The following is a 15,467-nucleotide window of genomic DNA, read 5'->3' on the forward strand; positions in this document are numbered from 1 at the left end:
CGAAAGCAGTAAGTCTTGAAAAAGATTTACTGCTTTTTTTGTTGTCCGGCTCCGCTCCCGGCCATTTTGCCCCCTGCCGGTTGTAGTAGTAAGCGAGGAGGGAATTTTTCTGCCCTGGTGTTTGGCATTTGGAGCATTTACCCGTAGTAGAGGGCAAAGAGAAAGGATTTCTCCAACACCGGGTAGAAACCACTGCGTCCGGTGTCATTTTAGCGAAAGCGGGCAGGAATGCCCTTTACAGGATTAGTAGTAGCAGAAAAAGAGAAACAAACTTTTGTGGTTGCAGTTTTCCAAAAAAGTGGCGGACGGAAGTGAGAGAAAGTTTGCAGTCACGGAGAGCAAGTTTCTACCACGGTGCCAAAATCCGCAATTCTGCGGTTTTGCCCCTCGCGGGAAACTTGTTGGGGAGTGCCTTCCCCAAACCCTGCTTTGCGGCTTGCGCCGCTTATCCCCGCCGCGCTCATGCGGCAAGAAAGGAGGTCACGACCATGCGAAAGAAATACAACACACCCCACCGCAGCCGCGTTGTGAAAACCCGGCTGTCCGAAGATGAATACGCCGACTTCACAGCGCGGCTTGCACCCTATGGTATCAGCCAGTCGGAATTTCTCCGGCAGGCGATACGGCGTACCACCATACGCCCCGTTATCCATGTGTCGGCAGTTAATGATGAACTGCTCTCCGCTGTCGGGAAGTTAGCCGCCGAATACGGCAGGATCGGCGGCAACCTCAATCAGATTGCCCGGTATCTGAACGAGTACGGCGCACCCTACAATGCGCTGTCCGGCGAGGTACGCGCCGCCATAGTCGACCTTGCCGCCCTCAAGTATGAAGTCTTACAGAAAGTAGGTGACGCGGTTGGCAACACTCAAGCATATCAACTCTAAAAATGCCGACTACGGAGCCGCCGAACAATACCTGCTTTTTGAGCATGACGAGTTTACCATGAAGCCCGTCCTTGATGAAACCGGCAGGCTTATCCCCCGCGAGGACTACCGGCTGTCCACGCTGAACTGCGGCGGGGAGGATTTTGCCGTTGCGTGTATGCGGGCAAATCTCCGCTATGGGAAGAACCAGCGGCGGGAAGATGTGAAAAGCCACCACTATATCATCAGCTTTGACCCACGGGACGGGCCGGACAACGGCTTGACCGTAGACCGGGCGCAGGAATTGGGCGAGAAGTTTTGCGCCGAGCATTTCCCCGGCCACCAAGCCCTTGTATGCACCCACCCGGACGGGCATAACCACAGCGGCAACATCCATGTGCATATCGTTATCAATTCGCTGCGGATAGAGGAAGTGCCGTTCCTGCCCTACATGGACAGGCCAGCCGATACGAAAGCCGGTTGCAAGCACCGCTGTACCGACGCTGCCATGCGCTACTTCAAGTCCGAAGTCATGGAGATGTGCCACCGGGAGGGGCTTTACCAAATCGACCTCTTGAACGGCAGCAAGAACCGCGTGACCGACCGGGAGTATTGGGCGCAGAAAAAGGGACAGGCCGCGCTGGACAAGCAGAACGCCCCCATGATTGCAGGCGGTATCACACCCCGGCAGACCAAGTTTGAAACGAACAAGGAGAAACTGCGGCAGACCATACGCGCCGCGCTGTCTGCGGCGGCCTCATTCGAGGACTTTTCCTCTCTGCTGCTGCGGGAGGGTGTGACCGTCAAGGAGAGCCGGGGGAGGCTTAGTTACCTCACGCCGGACAGGACGAAGCCCATTACCGCCCGGAAGCTGGGCGACGATTTTGACCGCGCCGCCGTCCTTGCCGTTTTGGAGCAGAGCGCCGCCAGAGCCGCAGAAAAGGCCGCAGCCATACCCGAATATCCCCGGCATGGGGAAACCGGCATACAGCCCACAAAAGCCCCACAAACCACCACGAAACAGGACGGTGTGCAGCGGCTTGTGGACATTGAGCAGAAAATGGCCGAGGGCAAAGGCCGGGGCTATGAACGCTGGGCGACCATGTACAATCTCAAACAAATGGCCGCGACGCTGAATGTGTATCAGGAATACGGCTTCACTTCCCCGGAGCAGTTAGAAGCCGCCGTTGATACCGCCTATCAGGAAATGCGCCAGACCAGCGGCAAGCTGAAAACGCTGGAAACAGAGCTACAAGGGAAAAAGGAGTTGCAGCAACAGGTACTTGCCTATGCCAAGACCAAGCCCGCTCGCGACGGACTGCGGGCGCAGAAATCTGAGAAAGCTCGCGCCGCATACCGGCAGGCAAACGAGAGCGATTTTATCATAGCCGAAGCCGCCGCCCGGTATTTCAAGGCGCATGGCATTACCAAGCTGCCCGCCCGGAAAGCTTTGCAGGTCGAGATCGAGCAGCTTATCTCCGAGAAAGACGGCCTGTATAACACCTATCACGAACAGAAACAGCGGTTCAAGGAATTGCAGACCGTCAAGCGGAACATCGACCAGATTTTGCGCCGGGAGGAACCCCACCGCAGAAAGGAGCAGAGCCATGAACGATAACCTGCCCCGCATGGACTACCGCCAGCACCGGCGGGCGCGGCGGTTGGTACATGAGTGCTGTAACTATGACGGGGGGAACTGCCTGCTGTTAGACGACGGGGAGCCTTGCGTGTGCGTCCAGAGCATTTCCCTTTCCCTCATGTGCCGCTGGTTCCGTGTGGCTGTCCTGCCCCTTGACGGGGAGCTGGCCGCAGCCCTCTTGTACCGGGGGAGCCGGAAACGGTGTGCGGTCTGCGGCGCGGCATTTGTCCCCAAATCCAACCGGGGGAAATACTGCCCCGACTGCGCCGGCCGCATGAAGAAACTCAAAGCCGCCAAGAGAAAGCGGAAACAAAGGCAGAGATGTCACGCTTTAGAGCCTTTCAAACCCGCATAAATCAAGGCTTTTTTCGTGGGTGTCAAAGGGTGTGCGATACATTTATCCTTTTCCCCCGGAAACGGCGTTCTAAATGCGTACAAACGCCCCAAATCCACCCAAAGGAGGAACCATGTCAGACAACCGAAAATACTACTACCTCAAGCTGAAAGAGAATTACTTTGACGAGGACGCTATCGTGCTGCTGGAAAGTATGCAGGACGGTATCCTCTATTCCAACATTCTCTTGAAACTGTACCTGAAATCGCTGAAAAACGGCGGGAAGTTGCAGCTTGATGAAAATATCCCCTACACCGCGCAGATGATTGCCACCATTACCCGCCAGCAAGTCGGCACCGTAGAGCGAGCCTTGCAGATTTTTATGAAGCTGGGGCTTGTGGAGCCGCTGCCAAGCGGCGCGCTGTATATGAGCAACATTGAACTGCTGATCGGCCAATCCTCTACCGAGGGGGAGCGAAAACGGCGGGCAAGGCTGGCTTTGCAGGAGCAAAAAGCCTTGCCAAAGGCCGGGGTGGACAAATGTCCACCATATCAAGCGGACATTTGTCCACCAGAGATAGAGATAGAGAAAGAGATAGAGATAGAAAAAGAGAGAGAGCGAGAGTTAGATACGGGACAGCCCACCCGCGCCGCCTATGGCCGGTATGAAAATGTCTTTCTTTCGCAATCAGAACTGGACGGGCTGAAAGCAGACCTGCCCGACAAATGGAACTACTACATTGACCGGCTATCCTGCCATATCGCGTCCAGCGGCAAGCGATACCGCAGCCATGCCGCCACAATCTACAAATGGGCGCAGGAGGACGCAGCCAAGAAAGCCCCGAAAAAGGGCATACCAGACTACTCATGCAAGGAGGGCGAGAGTTTATGAAGAACGAAATCAACGCTGTTTTGGAGAATATGACGACCACTACCCCGGAGCCGGAGGACTACACCGGCGAGGACGGTTTACTGTACTGCGGCAAGTGCCGCAAGCCGAAAGAAGCCTATTTTGCGCCGGATAAGGCCGCTATCTTCGGGCGCGACCGCCATCCGGCAGAGTGCGACTGCCAGAGAGCCGCCCGCGAGGAACGGGAGGCCGCCGAGAAGCGGCGCAGGCACCTTGACACCGTGGAAGAACTGAAGCGCCGGGGCTTTACCGACCCCACCATGCGGGACTGGACTTTTGAGAACGACAACGGCAGGAACCCGCAGGCCGGGATTGCCCGCCGGTATGTGGAGCATTGGGAGGATATGCGAGCCGACAATATCGGCTGCCTGTTCTGGGGCGGCGTAGGAACCGGGAAAAGCTACCTTGCGGGCTGTATCGCAAACGCCCTCATGGAGAAAGAAATCCCCGTCCACATGACGAATTTTGCCCTTATCCTCAACGACCTTGCCGCCAGCTTTGAGAACCGCAACGAGTACATTTCCCGCCTTTGCCGCTATCCGCTGCTTATCATTGACGACTTCGGCATGGAGCGCGGGACGGAATACGGGCTGGAACAGGTTTTCAATGTGATTGACAGCCGCTACCGCAGCGGCAAGCCGCTGATCGTCACGACCAACCTCACGCTGGACGACCTGCGGAACCCGGAGGACACCGCCCATTCCCGGATTTATGACCGGCTGCTTTCCATGTGCGTCCCGGTACGCTTTACCGGCGACAACTTCCGGCAGGAAGCCGCGCAGCGGAAAATGGAGAACATGAAGAAACTGATTACCGACTGAAAGGAGTATTGCCTATGACAGATAACAAGCAGCACGACACCCGCACCACCCGCCGCCCCGACTGCGTGACGGAAATCCGCATGGGCAATTCCGTCCTTGTCGTGTCCGGCTATTTCAAGAAAGATACCACGACCACCGCCGCCGACAAAATGGCGCGGGTACTGGAAGCGGAAGCCGCTGCTACACAAAAACCGGCAATTTGACAAATCATAAAGAAGCAGATTTTACACTTTTGCCGCTATACAGCCCCCGCTATTCCGTGGTACAATAAAGCTACGGAATAGTGGGGCTGGCTGTCGGAAACGGAGGATTTTATGTTAAGACAAGCCACCCAAAACCTCATTACCGCCCTTTATCCGAGATTGTCCCATGAGGACGAGTTGCAAGGCGAGAGCAATTCCATTTCCAACCAAGAGTTAATATGTAAAGGGTGGTTTCTCCACCCGAATACATGTGACTGCGGCTCATTTGTGGTGAATTGAAAAGCAGTTATAGGAAAGGAGCAGAAAAAGCCTTATAACCGCTGAAAATCAACACAAAAAGGAGCTGATTCTTGTGAAATCTATATTTGAGGAAATGGGCGGTACATACCGTCAAGTGGGAGATTATTTTATCCCCAACCTTGTTCTGACGGATGACGGCGATTATCAGATAGGCAAATACGGACGTATGCGTCGCAGCTATCTGAAAGAACACCGAAAAATCCTCTACACCAACTATGTGGTGGAGGGAACGCTGTTCAAGCACTTAGCCGAAATCGACCAAGCCTGTAATGAGCGTATAGAAATCATCGTATCTGCTATGTCGGAGCAGGAGGGCGTGACCGAGGCACTGAAAGCGGCTGACCAAATGGAATGGGTACGCCGTAAAAACAACATCCGCAACCGTGCGGAGGAAATCATTTTGACTGAACTTGTATATGCTTAAACGAATGCCCGTATCGGCTGTTATGGCTAATAACGGGCATTTTGGCTTTTGTCAGTTATTTTCTTTTGTGCTGGCTACAAGACGGTCAAAATCACTTTGATACAAGCGGTCTTGAATGATCCGGTACTGCTCAAATTCGCTTTCCGCAAATGCTTTTGCAATAGCGGCTGTGACCTTGCCCTTGTTTTGCAGAATCTCCGCATCGTTGAATTGCAGGAACGCATCCAGCTTGGATGCCCAATCTGCCATCGTCATAGGAATATGCCGCCGTGCCTGTCTTGTGGCATAGTCCAGATACATGGTGACGATCTCGTTCAGCTCCTGTATCTCACCCTTGGATAAGTAATTCTTGGCAATCGACACATCCGCTTTCACAATTTTACCATCGGGAGCATTGCGCCACGAGGTCAAGCCCATGTGTTCTTTGGTATGGTCAGCCCGTGCCATAATGACTTCTGCGGCAGTATTGCCATGGACGGCATAGTGCATCTTATTCTGCACCGTAGCAAAGAAATCCTTGGTGAGCTGGCTGTCGAGGGAATAATCCACGGCGGTGGCATAGATGTCCGTGATTTTCTGATAGAAACGGCGCTCACTGGCACGGATTTCCTGAATCTCGGAAATCAGATGTTCAAAATAGTCTTCATCAAAAATCTGACCGTTGATGAGCCTGCTTTTGTCCAGAACATATCCCTGCTTGGTAAAAGTGTCCAGCACCCTGGTTGCCCACTGCCGGAACTGCGTTGCCCTGCCGGAGTTGATACGGTAGCCGACTGCAATAATGGCGGATAGGGAGTAGAACTTATATTGATAGGTTTTTCCGTTATCCGCAACTTGTGCAAAATTTGCACAGGTTGAATCTTCAGACAATTCGCCACTTTCATAGACATTTTTCAAATGCTTCGTCACAACGCTTCTGTCCACATCGAAAAGCTGAGCGATTGCTTTTTGTGTCAGCCATACGTCATGATCCTGCACTCGGACTTCGATACCGTCCTCCTGTGCGTCTTTCGTAAATACGAGGAAATCCACTGTACTGTTCCTGATTTGAAGTTTGTTTTTATTGTCAGCCATTGTATATCACCATCCCATCAATCCTTCTTATCCTTCGCTCTGCTCTTATACACATTATACTTATTCTTACACTGAGGGCTGCAAAATACCGCACTCGGTCTGCTTGCCACAAAGGTCTGCAAACAATGCTTGCAGATGCGGATGGGTTTTTCCGTGTCGGTCAGCATAAAGCTGAACATCATTTGTATCCCAAGCATAAGAGAGTGAAAATCCCACACAATCGTCGGCTTATCCAGTAAAGCAATACGGTAGGTCGGCGCATTGCCGCCGAAGGCTTCCATGCCCTGCTGCATCAAAAGCCGCTGTTCGGGGGTCATCGTGTCGTAATCCTCGTAGAACAGCACAGAGGTCAGATAGGTAAAGGCAATATCAATGAACTGCTGCTTTATCCATTCATAAGGCTCGGCATATTCTCGCTGGAAGCTCATATTGACTGCCATCGGCTTATCCGTCATAGTCATGGCAAGTGCCATCATTGCACGGTCATTCTGTATATTCCACATGGATTCCACGCCACGCTTGACCACATCCGGCTTAACAAAAGGAAAGAACAAATCAAGATAGTCCATCGTGGGCATGGATTCCTCACGGATAAAATGATTCTTCGGCAGATATACCGCCTCATAATCCATAAAATTCGGCGTAGTAGGCAGCGCTGTCATGAGACCAAGCAAGCCATACTTTACTGCAAATACTTGAATTGCCTTTTGTATTTCCTGCGGTGTTTTCTTCTGCGATTCCATCCGACCAATATCAATGGCATCCAGAATAAGGCGTTGGTATTCGCTCAGCGGGTCGTAAATTCCCGGCTGTGCCGTTGCGGTAGGCGTGAGATACAACATACCATTCTCCGCCGTTTTCCATTCATATTCATTATATCGCACCCAATGCGAACTGGTGCGTTGAAACAGGTTCTTCATCGTCAAACCCTCCGCCATGTATTGTAACCTATATTATCCATAATTATATTACGCATCACTGTTGTTTTCAATATCTACACCGTTTTCTCTTAAAAAATCTTTATCGAGCAAGGTCAAGGGCTGCTGTATCTGCACTTTTTCGGTAAGTGCGGCAAGCAGCTTTTTTCGTATCTTTTTGAGCATCGTGTTTCGCACTTTGCGGATGTTACGGTCAGACTGCCCACGAATAGCGGCAATTCTGACAGAACTATACTGCCGCAGTGCCCACAGGAACATAAGGAATTTGCTATCTTCGCTCAATTCCCGCAGGATATTGGATATATCCCCATCCGTCACAAGCTCGTGGATGTCGTAAGGACAGTAGAAAATGGAATCTACGAAATCACCTTTGCGTTCCAGCTTGGACAACACATCGTTGAGAGTGTCGGGAAAGTACAGCCCGCCTTCGGCTGCTCCATAGTCAAGGGGAACATCGTCACCACTTCGGTACAGCTCGTGATAGCGCTCCTTGCGCTGACGGTTGGCATCGAGCCGATCATACCACGCCACAAGGTTTTCGTAATCTTTGAGCGTTCGGGCAGAATCCTCCAACCGTTTCAGAGCCTGCGCCCGAAGCTCACGCTTTAAGAGTTTTCGTTCGGGCTGCTCATCTCCGGTATCGTCCCCGTCATCCTCTATGGGATGTTCCTCTGCATCGGCTTCCAGTTCGTCAATGAGCCGCTGTTCCTTGGCAAGCCTGCGTTGTGCCTGCTCCTGTTCTTCGGCTTCTTCATCCTCAATACTGGAAAATGTTACTTGTTCTCTTCGCTTCTTTCGGGGAGATTCATTGGGATCGGCTTCATCGGTGGTATCTTCCTCGTCATCCCAAAGGGCATTTTCATCTTCTTCATCTTCGTCTATGTAATCGGGAGCGTCCGTGTCGTATTCATCATAATAATCAGTATCTTCATCATAAAGATTGTCATTTTCGTATCGCTTGGGTTCGTCGTACACCGCAGGAACCCCCTTCAAAAATATTTTTCAAATTTTCTTTGATTATTCGAAAAAACAGTTCCGCTAAACACCCCGTATTTCTCCTATTAGTGAGGAAGTAATACATTCTGTCCCTTATTATATTACTTCCAATACTAAAGAAAGGAGGAAACTGCCTATGAGCAAAACCTATCGTGAGCTGACAGGAAAGGAGAAAAGACAGATCAAAAAGTTAGTTGTCTCCAAGTGTGCCAACTACGACAAGGAATACGGCTGCCTGCCATTATCGGGGACCCCGAAAAGTCGTAAGACTTTTTGGGGAGAGGAGGAGCAGCGGAGTGAGCGAGCTTTTCGTGCTTGCACGGAAACGAGCGATACCGAGCTTGCGACGACGAGCAACTGCTATATGCTTGGTATCTGCTATACCAACAGCGCCCTGTGCAGATATTTTCGGGAATCTGTACTGCCCGAAGCACCGAAGCTGGACGCTGTATTCAATCACGCACCAACGGTCAACTGCAAGCTGTGCGGCAAGCCATTCCTCATTGACGGGAAACGGGTGTACTGCTCGAAACGCTGTGCCACCGAAGCACGCCGCCAGCAGACCGCAGCCAGAGTGCGTAAGCACCGTGAAAAGCAGAAACAAACCACAATGTAACCGTTTTGCCCTCGGAAAGCCTTGTACCGCAAGGCTTTTTTGAGGGCATTTCTGCATGGGTAAGGGGTTTATCCCTCTTGTCCTGCTTTAACCGCACAAATGGTTACAGGGAATCGGAACTATCAATAGTATACTCGAAATTTATGAATTATTCAATCTATGGAGGAGATTTGCCTATGGTAAAAAACGAAAGCAAGAATTTTGCTTATACCACCCACCGCATCGGTGGCACAACCTATAAAGTCAAGGTCGTGTTTAACGAAAGCGGTACGGAAACGATGGAGGATAAAATTTTACGAATTATTCGCAATGAAGTTCACACAAGCTGCGAAAAGTATGATATAATGGACGCACCACAAATGAGTCGACAGTCTGAAAGGAGCGCATCATGAGCGTGAAACAGACTGTGGGACAGGATCCCAATAAAATTACGGCATTGTACGAGAGACTTTCCCGTGACGATGACCAGGTTGGCGATAGCAACAGCATTGTCAATCAGAAAAAATACCTCGAAAGCTATGCCCAGCAGAGAGGTTATACAAACTGTCAGCACTATACGGATGACGGTTGGAGTGGAGGAAATTTTGAGCGTCCTGCGTGGAAACAGCTCATTGCAGACATTGAAGCAGGCAAGGTTGCCCATGTTATAGTCAAGGACATGAGCAGGGCGGGCCGTGACTATCTGCAAACAGGCTTTTACACGGAGGTGTTCTTTCGTCAGCACAATGTACACTTTGTGGCGATTGCCAACAGCGTGGACAGCGACGATCAGAACAGCAACGAATTTGCTCCTTTTTTGAATATTATGAACGAATGGTACTTGCGAGATTTAAGCCGCAAGCAGCGCACCGCCATTCGTGTCAAGGGCGAATCGGGCAAGCCCACCACCAACTGCGCCATCTACGGCTACAAGAAAGACCCGGAGGACAAGTATCACTGGCTGATTGATGAGGAAGCGGCAGAGGTTGTCCGCCGCATCTTCCGGTTGACCATCGAGGGCAAAGGTCCGTATGACATTGCCCGCATCCTATTTGATGACAAGATCGAAACCCCTGCGGTCTATGCCGCAAGGCAAGGCCGGGGCGTTTGGAAAAGCAAAGAGGAATTTCCCAATCCCTATAACTGGAGTGGCTATATCGTCGGGAACATCCTTGCAAAGCCGGAGTATATGGGGCATACGGTCAACTTCCGTTCTCACAAGCAGTCCTACAAGGACAAAAGCCCTGTGATGAATCCCAAAGAGGAATGGCTTGTCTTTGAGAACACCCACGAAGCTATCGTGGATAAGGAAACGTGGGAGCTTGCACAGAAGCTCCGAAAGACACCGAGACGCCACGACACGATAGGCGAAGCCAATCCCCTGACGGGACTTCTGTTCTGTGCAGACTGTGGGGCAAAGATGTATAATCAGCGCACAAGAGGTTCCGACACCAAGCCTTATCCATCCGATGCCTATGAGTGTTCCACCTATAAATTGGCGGGTCAGAAACGCTCTGCCGCCTGCCGTAATCACCATATTTCCACAAAAGCACTCCGAGAGCTGATCTTGAACACCATCCGCACCGTCAGCACCTATGCCATTTCCAATCAAGACGAGTTTATGGAAAAGGTGCGCTCCGCTTCTCAGATCAAACAGAAAGAAGCAGCAAAGGAAACCAGGCGTAGGCTGAACAAGGACAAGAAGCGTATTGCCGAGCTTGACAATATCATTAAAAAGCTCTATGAATCCTTTGCTATCGGGCGCATTACCGATGAACGCTTTGATACCCTGCTTGCCGAATATGAAGCCGAGCAGAAAAACTTGCAGGCATCCGTGGAAGAAGCCGAACAGCGGGTATCCTCTTTTGAGGAAGATACCGCTCGTGTGGAGCAGTTTATGGAGCTTGCGAGGAAATACACCGACTTTTCCGAGCTGACCACACCAATGATAAACGAGTTTATCGATAAAATCATTGTCCACGCTCCCGAAAAGGTAGACGGTGACAGAGTGCAGGAGGTTGAAATTTATCTGAAGTTCATCGGGCATTTTGAGCTTCCCGCACCGGAGTTGACCGAGGAAGAAATCAAGCGGCAGGAGTTTTTGAGGAAAGAACGTGCCCGCAGCCGTGAACGCTACCAAAAGCTGAAATCCGGCGAACGCACCGTAGGCGTTCCCATCACGCAGACCTGCAAGTGCTGCGGCAAGACCTTTGAAGCGAGGTCAACGGCAAAGCTGTTCTGCGATGTGAATTGCCGAGCGAAGTATTACCGGCAGGAAGCGGCAAAGGAACGAAGCCGTGAAATCACCTGCGAACACTGCGGCAAGGTTTTTACTACGACACGAAACAGCGTTAAATACTGCTCTGATGATTGCCGGTATGCGGCACAGATCAAGCGGCAGGGCGAACGGAAGAAAGCCTTGCGGGAATCAAAGCAGGAACCGGCATTGCCGGAGAAAGAACAGAAAACAGCATAACGATATTTGAAGCGGATTGATGTATGTCGATCCGCTTCTTTCATTTTCAGGTGGACATTTTGCCCAACACCAAAACTATCAAATTTTTTGTATCGCCGCAAAGCGGCAGGAAGGAAACTCTATGAATTTTACGAACAACTACAACACCAATCCCATCATCATCGGTATCGACCACGGCTACGGTAACATCAAGACCGCCCATTGCTGCTTCAAAACGGGCGTTGCCGCCTATGACAAAGAGCCGACCTTCAAGGGCAATCTACTCGTCTATGAGGGCAGATACTATCTCATCGGCGAGGAACACAAGGAATTTATCTCCGACAAAATGGCAGACAGCGACTACTATATTCTCACTCTTGCCGCCGTTGCCCGTGAGCTGAATATCCGCAAACTGACCTCCGCCCGTGTCCACCTTGCGGCTGGACTTCCTTTGACCTGGGTGAGCGAGCAAAAGGACAGCTTCAAGGCGTATCTTTTGCAGAACGACAGCGCCGACTTCACTTTTAAGGGTGTTGACTATCATGTTGATTTTGTCGGAGCAGATATTTTCCCACAGGGCTTTTCTGCGGTTGCAGACAAGCTCCGTGAGTTCAAGGGTATCAATATGCTCTGCGATATTGGCAACGGCACAATGAACGTCATGTATATCAACGAGTGCCGCCCTCTTGCGAAAAAGTGCTTCACCGAAAAGTACGGCACCAATCAGTGTATGCTTGCGGTTCGTGAAAATCTGATGAAGCAGTTTGGTGTATCGGTAGATGAAACCGTCCTTGAGCGTGTCATCCGTCACGGTACGGCAGACATCAGCCAGCGTTATCTGACCGCCATCCGTGATACTGCAACCGAATATGCGGAGGGCATTTTCCGCAGATTGCGTGAGCATGAATACGATCCCGAACTGATGCGCCTGTATGTGGTAGGCGGTGGAAGCTGTATTCTCAAAAACTTCGGCAGCTATGACAAAGATCGTGTGATTATCAACGATGATATTTGCGCTACTGCAAAGGGCTATGAACTGCTTGCTGAGCAGAAGCAGAGCAGAAAAGGCGGCATCGTATGAAGCAGATCTTCACGACCACCCTGCGCTTAAACCTTGCAGACGAGGATGACCGCCGAGCCTACGAACATTTACAGCGAATGGATAAAAAGCAATATCGGTCTTACAGCAAGGCGATTGTTACCGCAGTCAATGACCATTTTGAACGCCAGGCACGGCTTGAAAGCGATCCGTATCTGGAAACCCGTGCAAAGGAGGATGCTTTTCTTCGGCGTGTGATGGAAGCCATTGAGCAGGGCTTACGGTTTGCGCCCGTCGGTATACTCCCATTCACGCCGCCTACCACCGTTGAAGCTCCGTCTGTCGAAGATGACGAGAACATTTCAGCGGCATTGGACTTTGCTGACAGCTTCTGATACTACTATTGCCCTCGTTTGGTATTACTGTGATACCAAACGGGGGCATTTTTGCTACTACGGAGATTTACAGAAAAAGCATGATACCAAACAGACGGATATTTGGTATCTGTCTGCTATCAAACAAACCACTTTTTACTACCACAGGAGGGTTTTCTATGACCACAGACGAGAAGAAATTACTGCAAGCCAAGCACAGATTGGAGGAAGCCGAGATGCGTGACCGTAATAAGGAGCGAAAAGCGAGGACACGGCGGCTGATCCAGGAGGGAGCGATTTTGGAGAAAGCATTGCCTCATACAACACAGATGACTTTGGAACAGTTAGAGGATTATTTATGCAGTTTGGCACGGCAGAATTGAGACGAGGGGCGTTCGGGCAACCGAGCGTCCCGTTTCTTTTATCCCGAAGGGGCGCACTTACTCACCACCCCGAAGGGGCGGTGGTATTGCCTGCGGCAACCGTGCGCTCTGCGAGGCGGATGCGGCTCCTGCGGGAGCCTTATGGACAATGCCACATCACGGCGGTGCTGCTGTCATAGTCCACGCAGTCGGTGCACAGTGATTGCATCCCTTAATACCGTCGCTTCAACCGACGGTATTCCACCAACTGCCCGCACAAACCTGCCACTGGCAGCTTTGTCAGCGGTAATGACTATCAGCATTAGTGATAGTCATTTTCTCTTTGAAAAGAGAAACAGAAACTTTGCAAAAGGACGGTGAGAACGAATGGCGATCTACCACTTGGAAGCGAAAGTGGTCAGCAGAGGTACGGGACGCTCTGCGGTTGCCGCTTCCGCTTATCTGAGCTGTACCAATATTCTTAACGACTATGACGGGGTACGGCACGACTTTACACGAAAGAAAGGGCTTGTGTGGCAGGATGTGTTTCTGCCGGAGTTTGCGCCACCCGAATGGAAAGACCGAGGTGTACTTTGGAACGCCGTGGAGGAAAACGAAAAGACCAAGGACAGTCGCCTTGCCCGTGAGTTCGTTCCTGCTCTGCCCATTGAAGTGACACCGGCACAATGGCAGGATCTTCTAACCGATTTCATCCAGAACAGTTTTGTTGCCGAAGGAATGTGCGCTGATGTGGCGATCCACGATCCGTACCCGCCCGGTCATAATCCTCACGCTCATATTATGCTGACGGTTCGCCCGTTGGATGAACAAGGAAACTGGCAGTACAAGACCGAGAAAGAATATCTCTGTATCAGAAACGGTGAGGAACGGGGCTTTACCGCCGCTGAGTTCAAGGCGGTACAGGCTGACGGATGGGAGAAACAATATCCTTACAAGGTCGGGCGCAAGAAAGTGTATATGCCGCCATCTGAAGCGGAGAAGCACGGATACGAACGAGCCAACAAGCACCCGAAAAGCACCAAGTTCGGCAGGCAGAATCCCATTGCCGAGCGTTGGAACAGTGAGGAACAGCTTATGGAATGGCGCAAGGCGTGGGCAGATGTGACCAACCGCTATTTGGAGCGATACGGACACGATGAGCGCATCGACCACCGCAGCCATGCAGATCGGGGCTTGACCGAGCAGCCCACCATTCACGAGGGTGTAGTTGCCCGTGCATTGGAGAAAAAGGGCATCATCTCTGAACGCTGTGAAATCAACCGTCAGATCAAGGCAGACAATGCTCTGCTGCGAGAGCTGAAAGCAACGGTTAAGAAGCTGATGCAGGCGGTGAAGAATACCGTTCCTGCCATAGCGGAGGCAATGGAAAAGATACGCAGCAGTATGCTGATTTTCAGTTATCAGCTCCGTCATATAGGTGTAGGCAAACACAACATGGGCAAGCGTGTCAAGGCAGTCAAGCCGGAGCTTGAACGCTATGCGGGATTGGTGCAGCAGATCAAGGAGAAATCCAAGGAACGGAAAGCTCTGCTTGCGGAGAAAAAGGAAACGCCGTTCTATCAGATACCCAAGCTGCATGACCTTACCCGCCGCATTACCGAGCTGACCGAGGAATTGGAGGAACTGAAAACCGAAAAGGAAATGGTGCTTCGCTCTTTGGACTGTGCCGACGATGCGGGCATTTCTGCGGTGAAGAAAGAAATCGCCACATTGGAGGGTGCGCTACAGAAGCTGTCTGAGCAGGAGGCGAAATATTCTGCCGAGCTTGATGAAGCCTTGAAGCAGTACGCCGAGCTGAAAGAGCAAGCCGCCGGTATGGATGCCGCCGAGCTGATGGACGCACGGCTTGCCGTTCGTGATGAAAAGGAACGATCTGCCGTTGATCGAGTAAAATCTGCCTACGGTGAGAAATACGATCCGATGATGATGCACGACAGCAAGCGTGATGTGGCAAATCTGCTCCATGAGGAAGCGGAGACACGGTCTGTTCGAGAGTTTTTGCGGCAGAAACAGAAAGCACAGCAGACACAGCAGCATAAGAAACCCAAACGCCACGAACAGGAACGGTAATGTGCCGTTCCTGTTCTTTTTACTTGTATTTTGATTGAATGGAGGG

17 protein-coding genes are annotated in these 15,467 nt (G+C 51.3%); 14 read left to right on the plus strand and 3 right to left on the minus strand.

Going from position 1 to position 15,467, the window contains the following annotated elements:
• Positions 1 to 488 precede the first annotated feature (488 nt).
• The 7 genes from KQI11_RS11325 to KQI11_RS11355 all read left to right on the plus strand — a co-directional run bounded on the left by KQI11_RS11325 (position 489) and on the right by KQI11_RS11355 (position 5,497).
• A complete protein-coding gene (locus KQI11_RS11325) occupies positions 489 to 887 on the plus strand; it encodes a plasmid mobilization protein (RefSeq protein WP_083816615.1) in 399 nt (132 codons plus the stop codon).
• The gene (locus KQI11_RS11330; RefSeq protein WP_040882696.1) at positions 859 to 2,484 is read left to right on the plus strand and encodes a relaxase/mobilization nuclease domain-containing protein; all 1,626 of its coding nucleotides are present in this window, start codon (positions 859 to 861) and stop codon (positions 2,482 to 2,484) included. The genes KQI11_RS11325 and KQI11_RS11330 overlap by 29 nt, the downstream gene beginning before the upstream one ends.
• The gene (locus tag KQI11_RS11335) at positions 2,474 to 2,860 is read left to right on the plus strand and encodes a cysteine-rich VLP domain-containing protein (protein ID WP_005541343.1); all 387 of its coding nucleotides are present in this window, start codon (positions 2,474 to 2,476) and stop codon (positions 2,858 to 2,860) included. Before KQI11_RS11330 ends, KQI11_RS11335 begins: the two co-directional genes overlap by 11 nt.
• Positions 2,861 to 2,972: 112 nt before the next feature.
• Entirely contained in the window at positions 2,973 to 3,731 is a 759-nt protein-coding gene (locus tag KQI11_RS11340; RefSeq protein ID WP_005541342.1) for a phage replisome organizer N-terminal domain-containing protein, read from the plus strand.
• Positions 3,728 to 4,570, plus strand: a complete 843-nt coding sequence (locus KQI11_RS11345) for an ATP-binding protein (protein ID WP_005541341.1) — start codon at positions 3,728 to 3,730, stop codon at positions 4,568 to 4,570. The genes KQI11_RS11340 and KQI11_RS11345 overlap by 4 nt, the downstream gene beginning before the upstream one ends.
• A gap of 14 nt (positions 4,571 to 4,584) precedes the next feature.
• Positions 4,585 to 4,773, plus strand: a complete 189-nt coding sequence (locus KQI11_RS11350) for a transposon-encoded TnpW family protein (protein WP_005541340.1) — start codon at positions 4,585 to 4,587, stop codon at positions 4,771 to 4,773.
• Between the two features lie 352 nt (positions 4,774 to 5,125).
• On the plus strand, positions 5,126 to 5,497 hold the full coding sequence (locus KQI11_RS11355; protein ID WP_216402194.1) for a TnpV protein: 372 nt from the start codon (positions 5,126 to 5,128) through the stop codon (positions 5,495 to 5,497).
• A gap of 51 nt (positions 5,498 to 5,548) precedes the next feature.
• On the opposite strand, the gene KQI11_RS11360 is transcribed toward KQI11_RS11355, so the two are convergent.
• From KQI11_RS11360 to KQI11_RS11370, 3 genes are read right to left on the minus strand one after another with little or no spacing between them, the layout of a single operon-like run.
• A complete protein-coding gene (locus KQI11_RS11360; protein ID WP_216402195.1) occupies positions 5,549 to 6,571 on the minus strand; it encodes a virulence RhuM family protein in 1,023 nt (340 codons plus the stop codon).
• Between the two features lie 17 nt (positions 6,572 to 6,588).
• The gene (locus KQI11_RS11365; RefSeq protein ID WP_216402196.1) at positions 6,589 to 7,491 is read right to left on the minus strand and encodes a hypothetical protein; all 903 of its coding nucleotides are present in this window, start codon (positions 7,489 to 7,491) and stop codon (positions 6,589 to 6,591) included.
• Positions 7,492 to 7,539: 48 nt separating this feature from the next.
• A complete protein-coding gene (locus KQI11_RS11370) occupies positions 7,540 to 8,484 on the minus strand; it encodes a hypothetical protein (protein WP_216402197.1) in 945 nt (314 codons plus the stop codon).
• Between the two features lie 157 nt (positions 8,485 to 8,641).
• Here KQI11_RS11370 and KQI11_RS13350 point away from each other — a divergent pair, with 157 nt between their 5' ends.
• From KQI11_RS13350 to mobQ, 7 genes are all read left to right on the plus strand, one after another.
• Positions 8,642 to 9,121, plus strand: a complete 480-nt coding sequence (locus KQI11_RS13350) for a cysteine-rich VLP protein (RefSeq protein ID WP_257357913.1) — start codon at positions 8,642 to 8,644, stop codon at positions 9,119 to 9,121.
• Positions 9,122 to 9,297: 176 nt separating this feature from the next.
• Positions 9,298 to 9,513 carry a transposon-encoded TnpW family protein gene (locus KQI11_RS11385; RefSeq protein ID WP_216402198.1) on the plus strand — a complete coding sequence of 72 codons (216 nt, stop codon included), beginning with the start codon at positions 9,298 to 9,300 and terminating at the stop codon, positions 9,511 to 9,513.
• Entirely contained in the window at positions 9,510 to 11,576 is a 2,067-nt protein-coding gene (locus KQI11_RS11390) for a DUF4368 domain-containing protein (RefSeq protein ID WP_216402199.1), read from the plus strand. Before KQI11_RS11385 ends, KQI11_RS11390 begins: the two co-directional genes overlap by 4 nt.
• 121 nt (positions 11,577 to 11,697) lie before the next feature.
• Positions 11,698 to 12,636, plus strand: coding sequence for a ParM/StbA family protein (locus KQI11_RS11395; RefSeq protein ID WP_216402200.1), 939 nt, complete (start codon positions 11,698 to 11,700; stop codon positions 12,634 to 12,636).
• Positions 12,633 to 12,989, plus strand: a complete 357-nt coding sequence (locus tag KQI11_RS11400; RefSeq protein ID WP_216402201.1) for a hypothetical protein — start codon at positions 12,633 to 12,635, stop codon at positions 12,987 to 12,989. The genes KQI11_RS11395 and KQI11_RS11400 overlap by 4 nt, the downstream gene beginning before the upstream one ends.
• Before the next feature lie 158 nt (positions 12,990 to 13,147).
• Positions 13,148 to 13,351, plus strand: coding sequence for a DUF3847 domain-containing protein (locus KQI11_RS11405; RefSeq protein WP_216402202.1), 204 nt, complete (start codon positions 13,148 to 13,150; stop codon positions 13,349 to 13,351).
• A 366-nt stretch (positions 13,352 to 13,717) separates the two neighbouring features.
• Positions 13,718 to 15,421, plus strand: a complete 1,704-nt coding sequence (mobQ, locus tag KQI11_RS11410) for a MobQ family relaxase (RefSeq protein WP_216402203.1) — start codon at positions 13,718 to 13,720, stop codon at positions 15,419 to 15,421.
• Positions 15,422 to 15,467: the final 46 nt, after the last annotated feature.

Origin of the sequence: Acetanaerobacterium sp. MSJ-12 (assembly GCF_018917875.1) — a bacterium.
Classification (GTDB): domain Bacteria; phylum Bacillota; class Clostridia; order Oscillospirales; family Ruminococcaceae; genus Bittarella; species Bittarella massiliensis.

What these genes read in the sequence shown, in the direction of transcription:
- KQI11_RS11325 (WP_083816615.1), top strand. Translation starts at nt 489, where the DNA reads ATGCGAAAGAAATACAACACACCCCACCGCAGCCGCGTTGTGAAAACC.
- KQI11_RS11335 (WP_005541343.1), top strand. Translation starts at nt 2,474, where the DNA reads ATGAACGATAACCTGCCCCGCATGGACTACCGCCAGCACCGGCGGGCG.
- KQI11_RS11340 (WP_005541342.1), top strand. Translation starts at nt 2,973, where the DNA reads ATGTCAGACAACCGAAAATACTACTACCTCAAGCTGAAAGAGAATTAC.
- KQI11_RS11345 (WP_005541341.1), top strand. Translation starts at nt 3,728, where the DNA reads ATGAAGAACGAAATCAACGCTGTTTTGGAGAATATGACGACCACTACC.
- KQI11_RS11350 (WP_005541340.1), top strand. Translation starts at nt 4,585, where the DNA reads ATGACAGATAACAAGCAGCACGACACCCGCACCACCCGCCGCCCCGAC.
- KQI11_RS11360 (WP_216402195.1), bottom strand. Translation starts at nt 6,571, where the DNA reads ATGGCTGACAATAAAAACAAACTTCAAATCAGGAACAGTACAGTGGAT.
- KQI11_RS11365 (WP_216402196.1), bottom strand. Translation starts at nt 7,491, where the DNA reads ATGAAGAACCTGTTTCAACGCACCAGTTCGCATTGGGTGCGATATAAT.
- KQI11_RS13350 (WP_257357913.1), top strand. Translation starts at nt 8,642, where the DNA reads ATGAGCAAAACCTATCGTGAGCTGACAGGAAAGGAGAAAAGACAGATC.
- KQI11_RS11385 (WP_216402198.1), top strand. Translation starts at nt 9,298, where the DNA reads ATGGTAAAAAACGAAAGCAAGAATTTTGCTTATACCACCCACCGCATC.
- KQI11_RS11390 (WP_216402199.1), top strand. Translation starts at nt 9,510, where the DNA reads ATGAGCGTGAAACAGACTGTGGGACAGGATCCCAATAAAATTACGGCA.
- KQI11_RS11395 (WP_216402200.1), top strand. Translation starts at nt 11,698, where the DNA reads ATGAATTTTACGAACAACTACAACACCAATCCCATCATCATCGGTATC.
- KQI11_RS11400 (WP_216402201.1), top strand. Translation starts at nt 12,633, where the DNA reads ATGAAGCAGATCTTCACGACCACCCTGCGCTTAAACCTTGCAGACGAG.
- KQI11_RS11405 (WP_216402202.1), top strand. Translation starts at nt 13,148, where the DNA reads ATGACCACAGACGAGAAGAAATTACTGCAAGCCAAGCACAGATTGGAG.
- mobQ (WP_216402203.1), top strand. Translation starts at nt 13,718, where the DNA reads ATGGCGATCTACCACTTGGAAGCGAAAGTGGTCAGCAGAGGTACGGGA.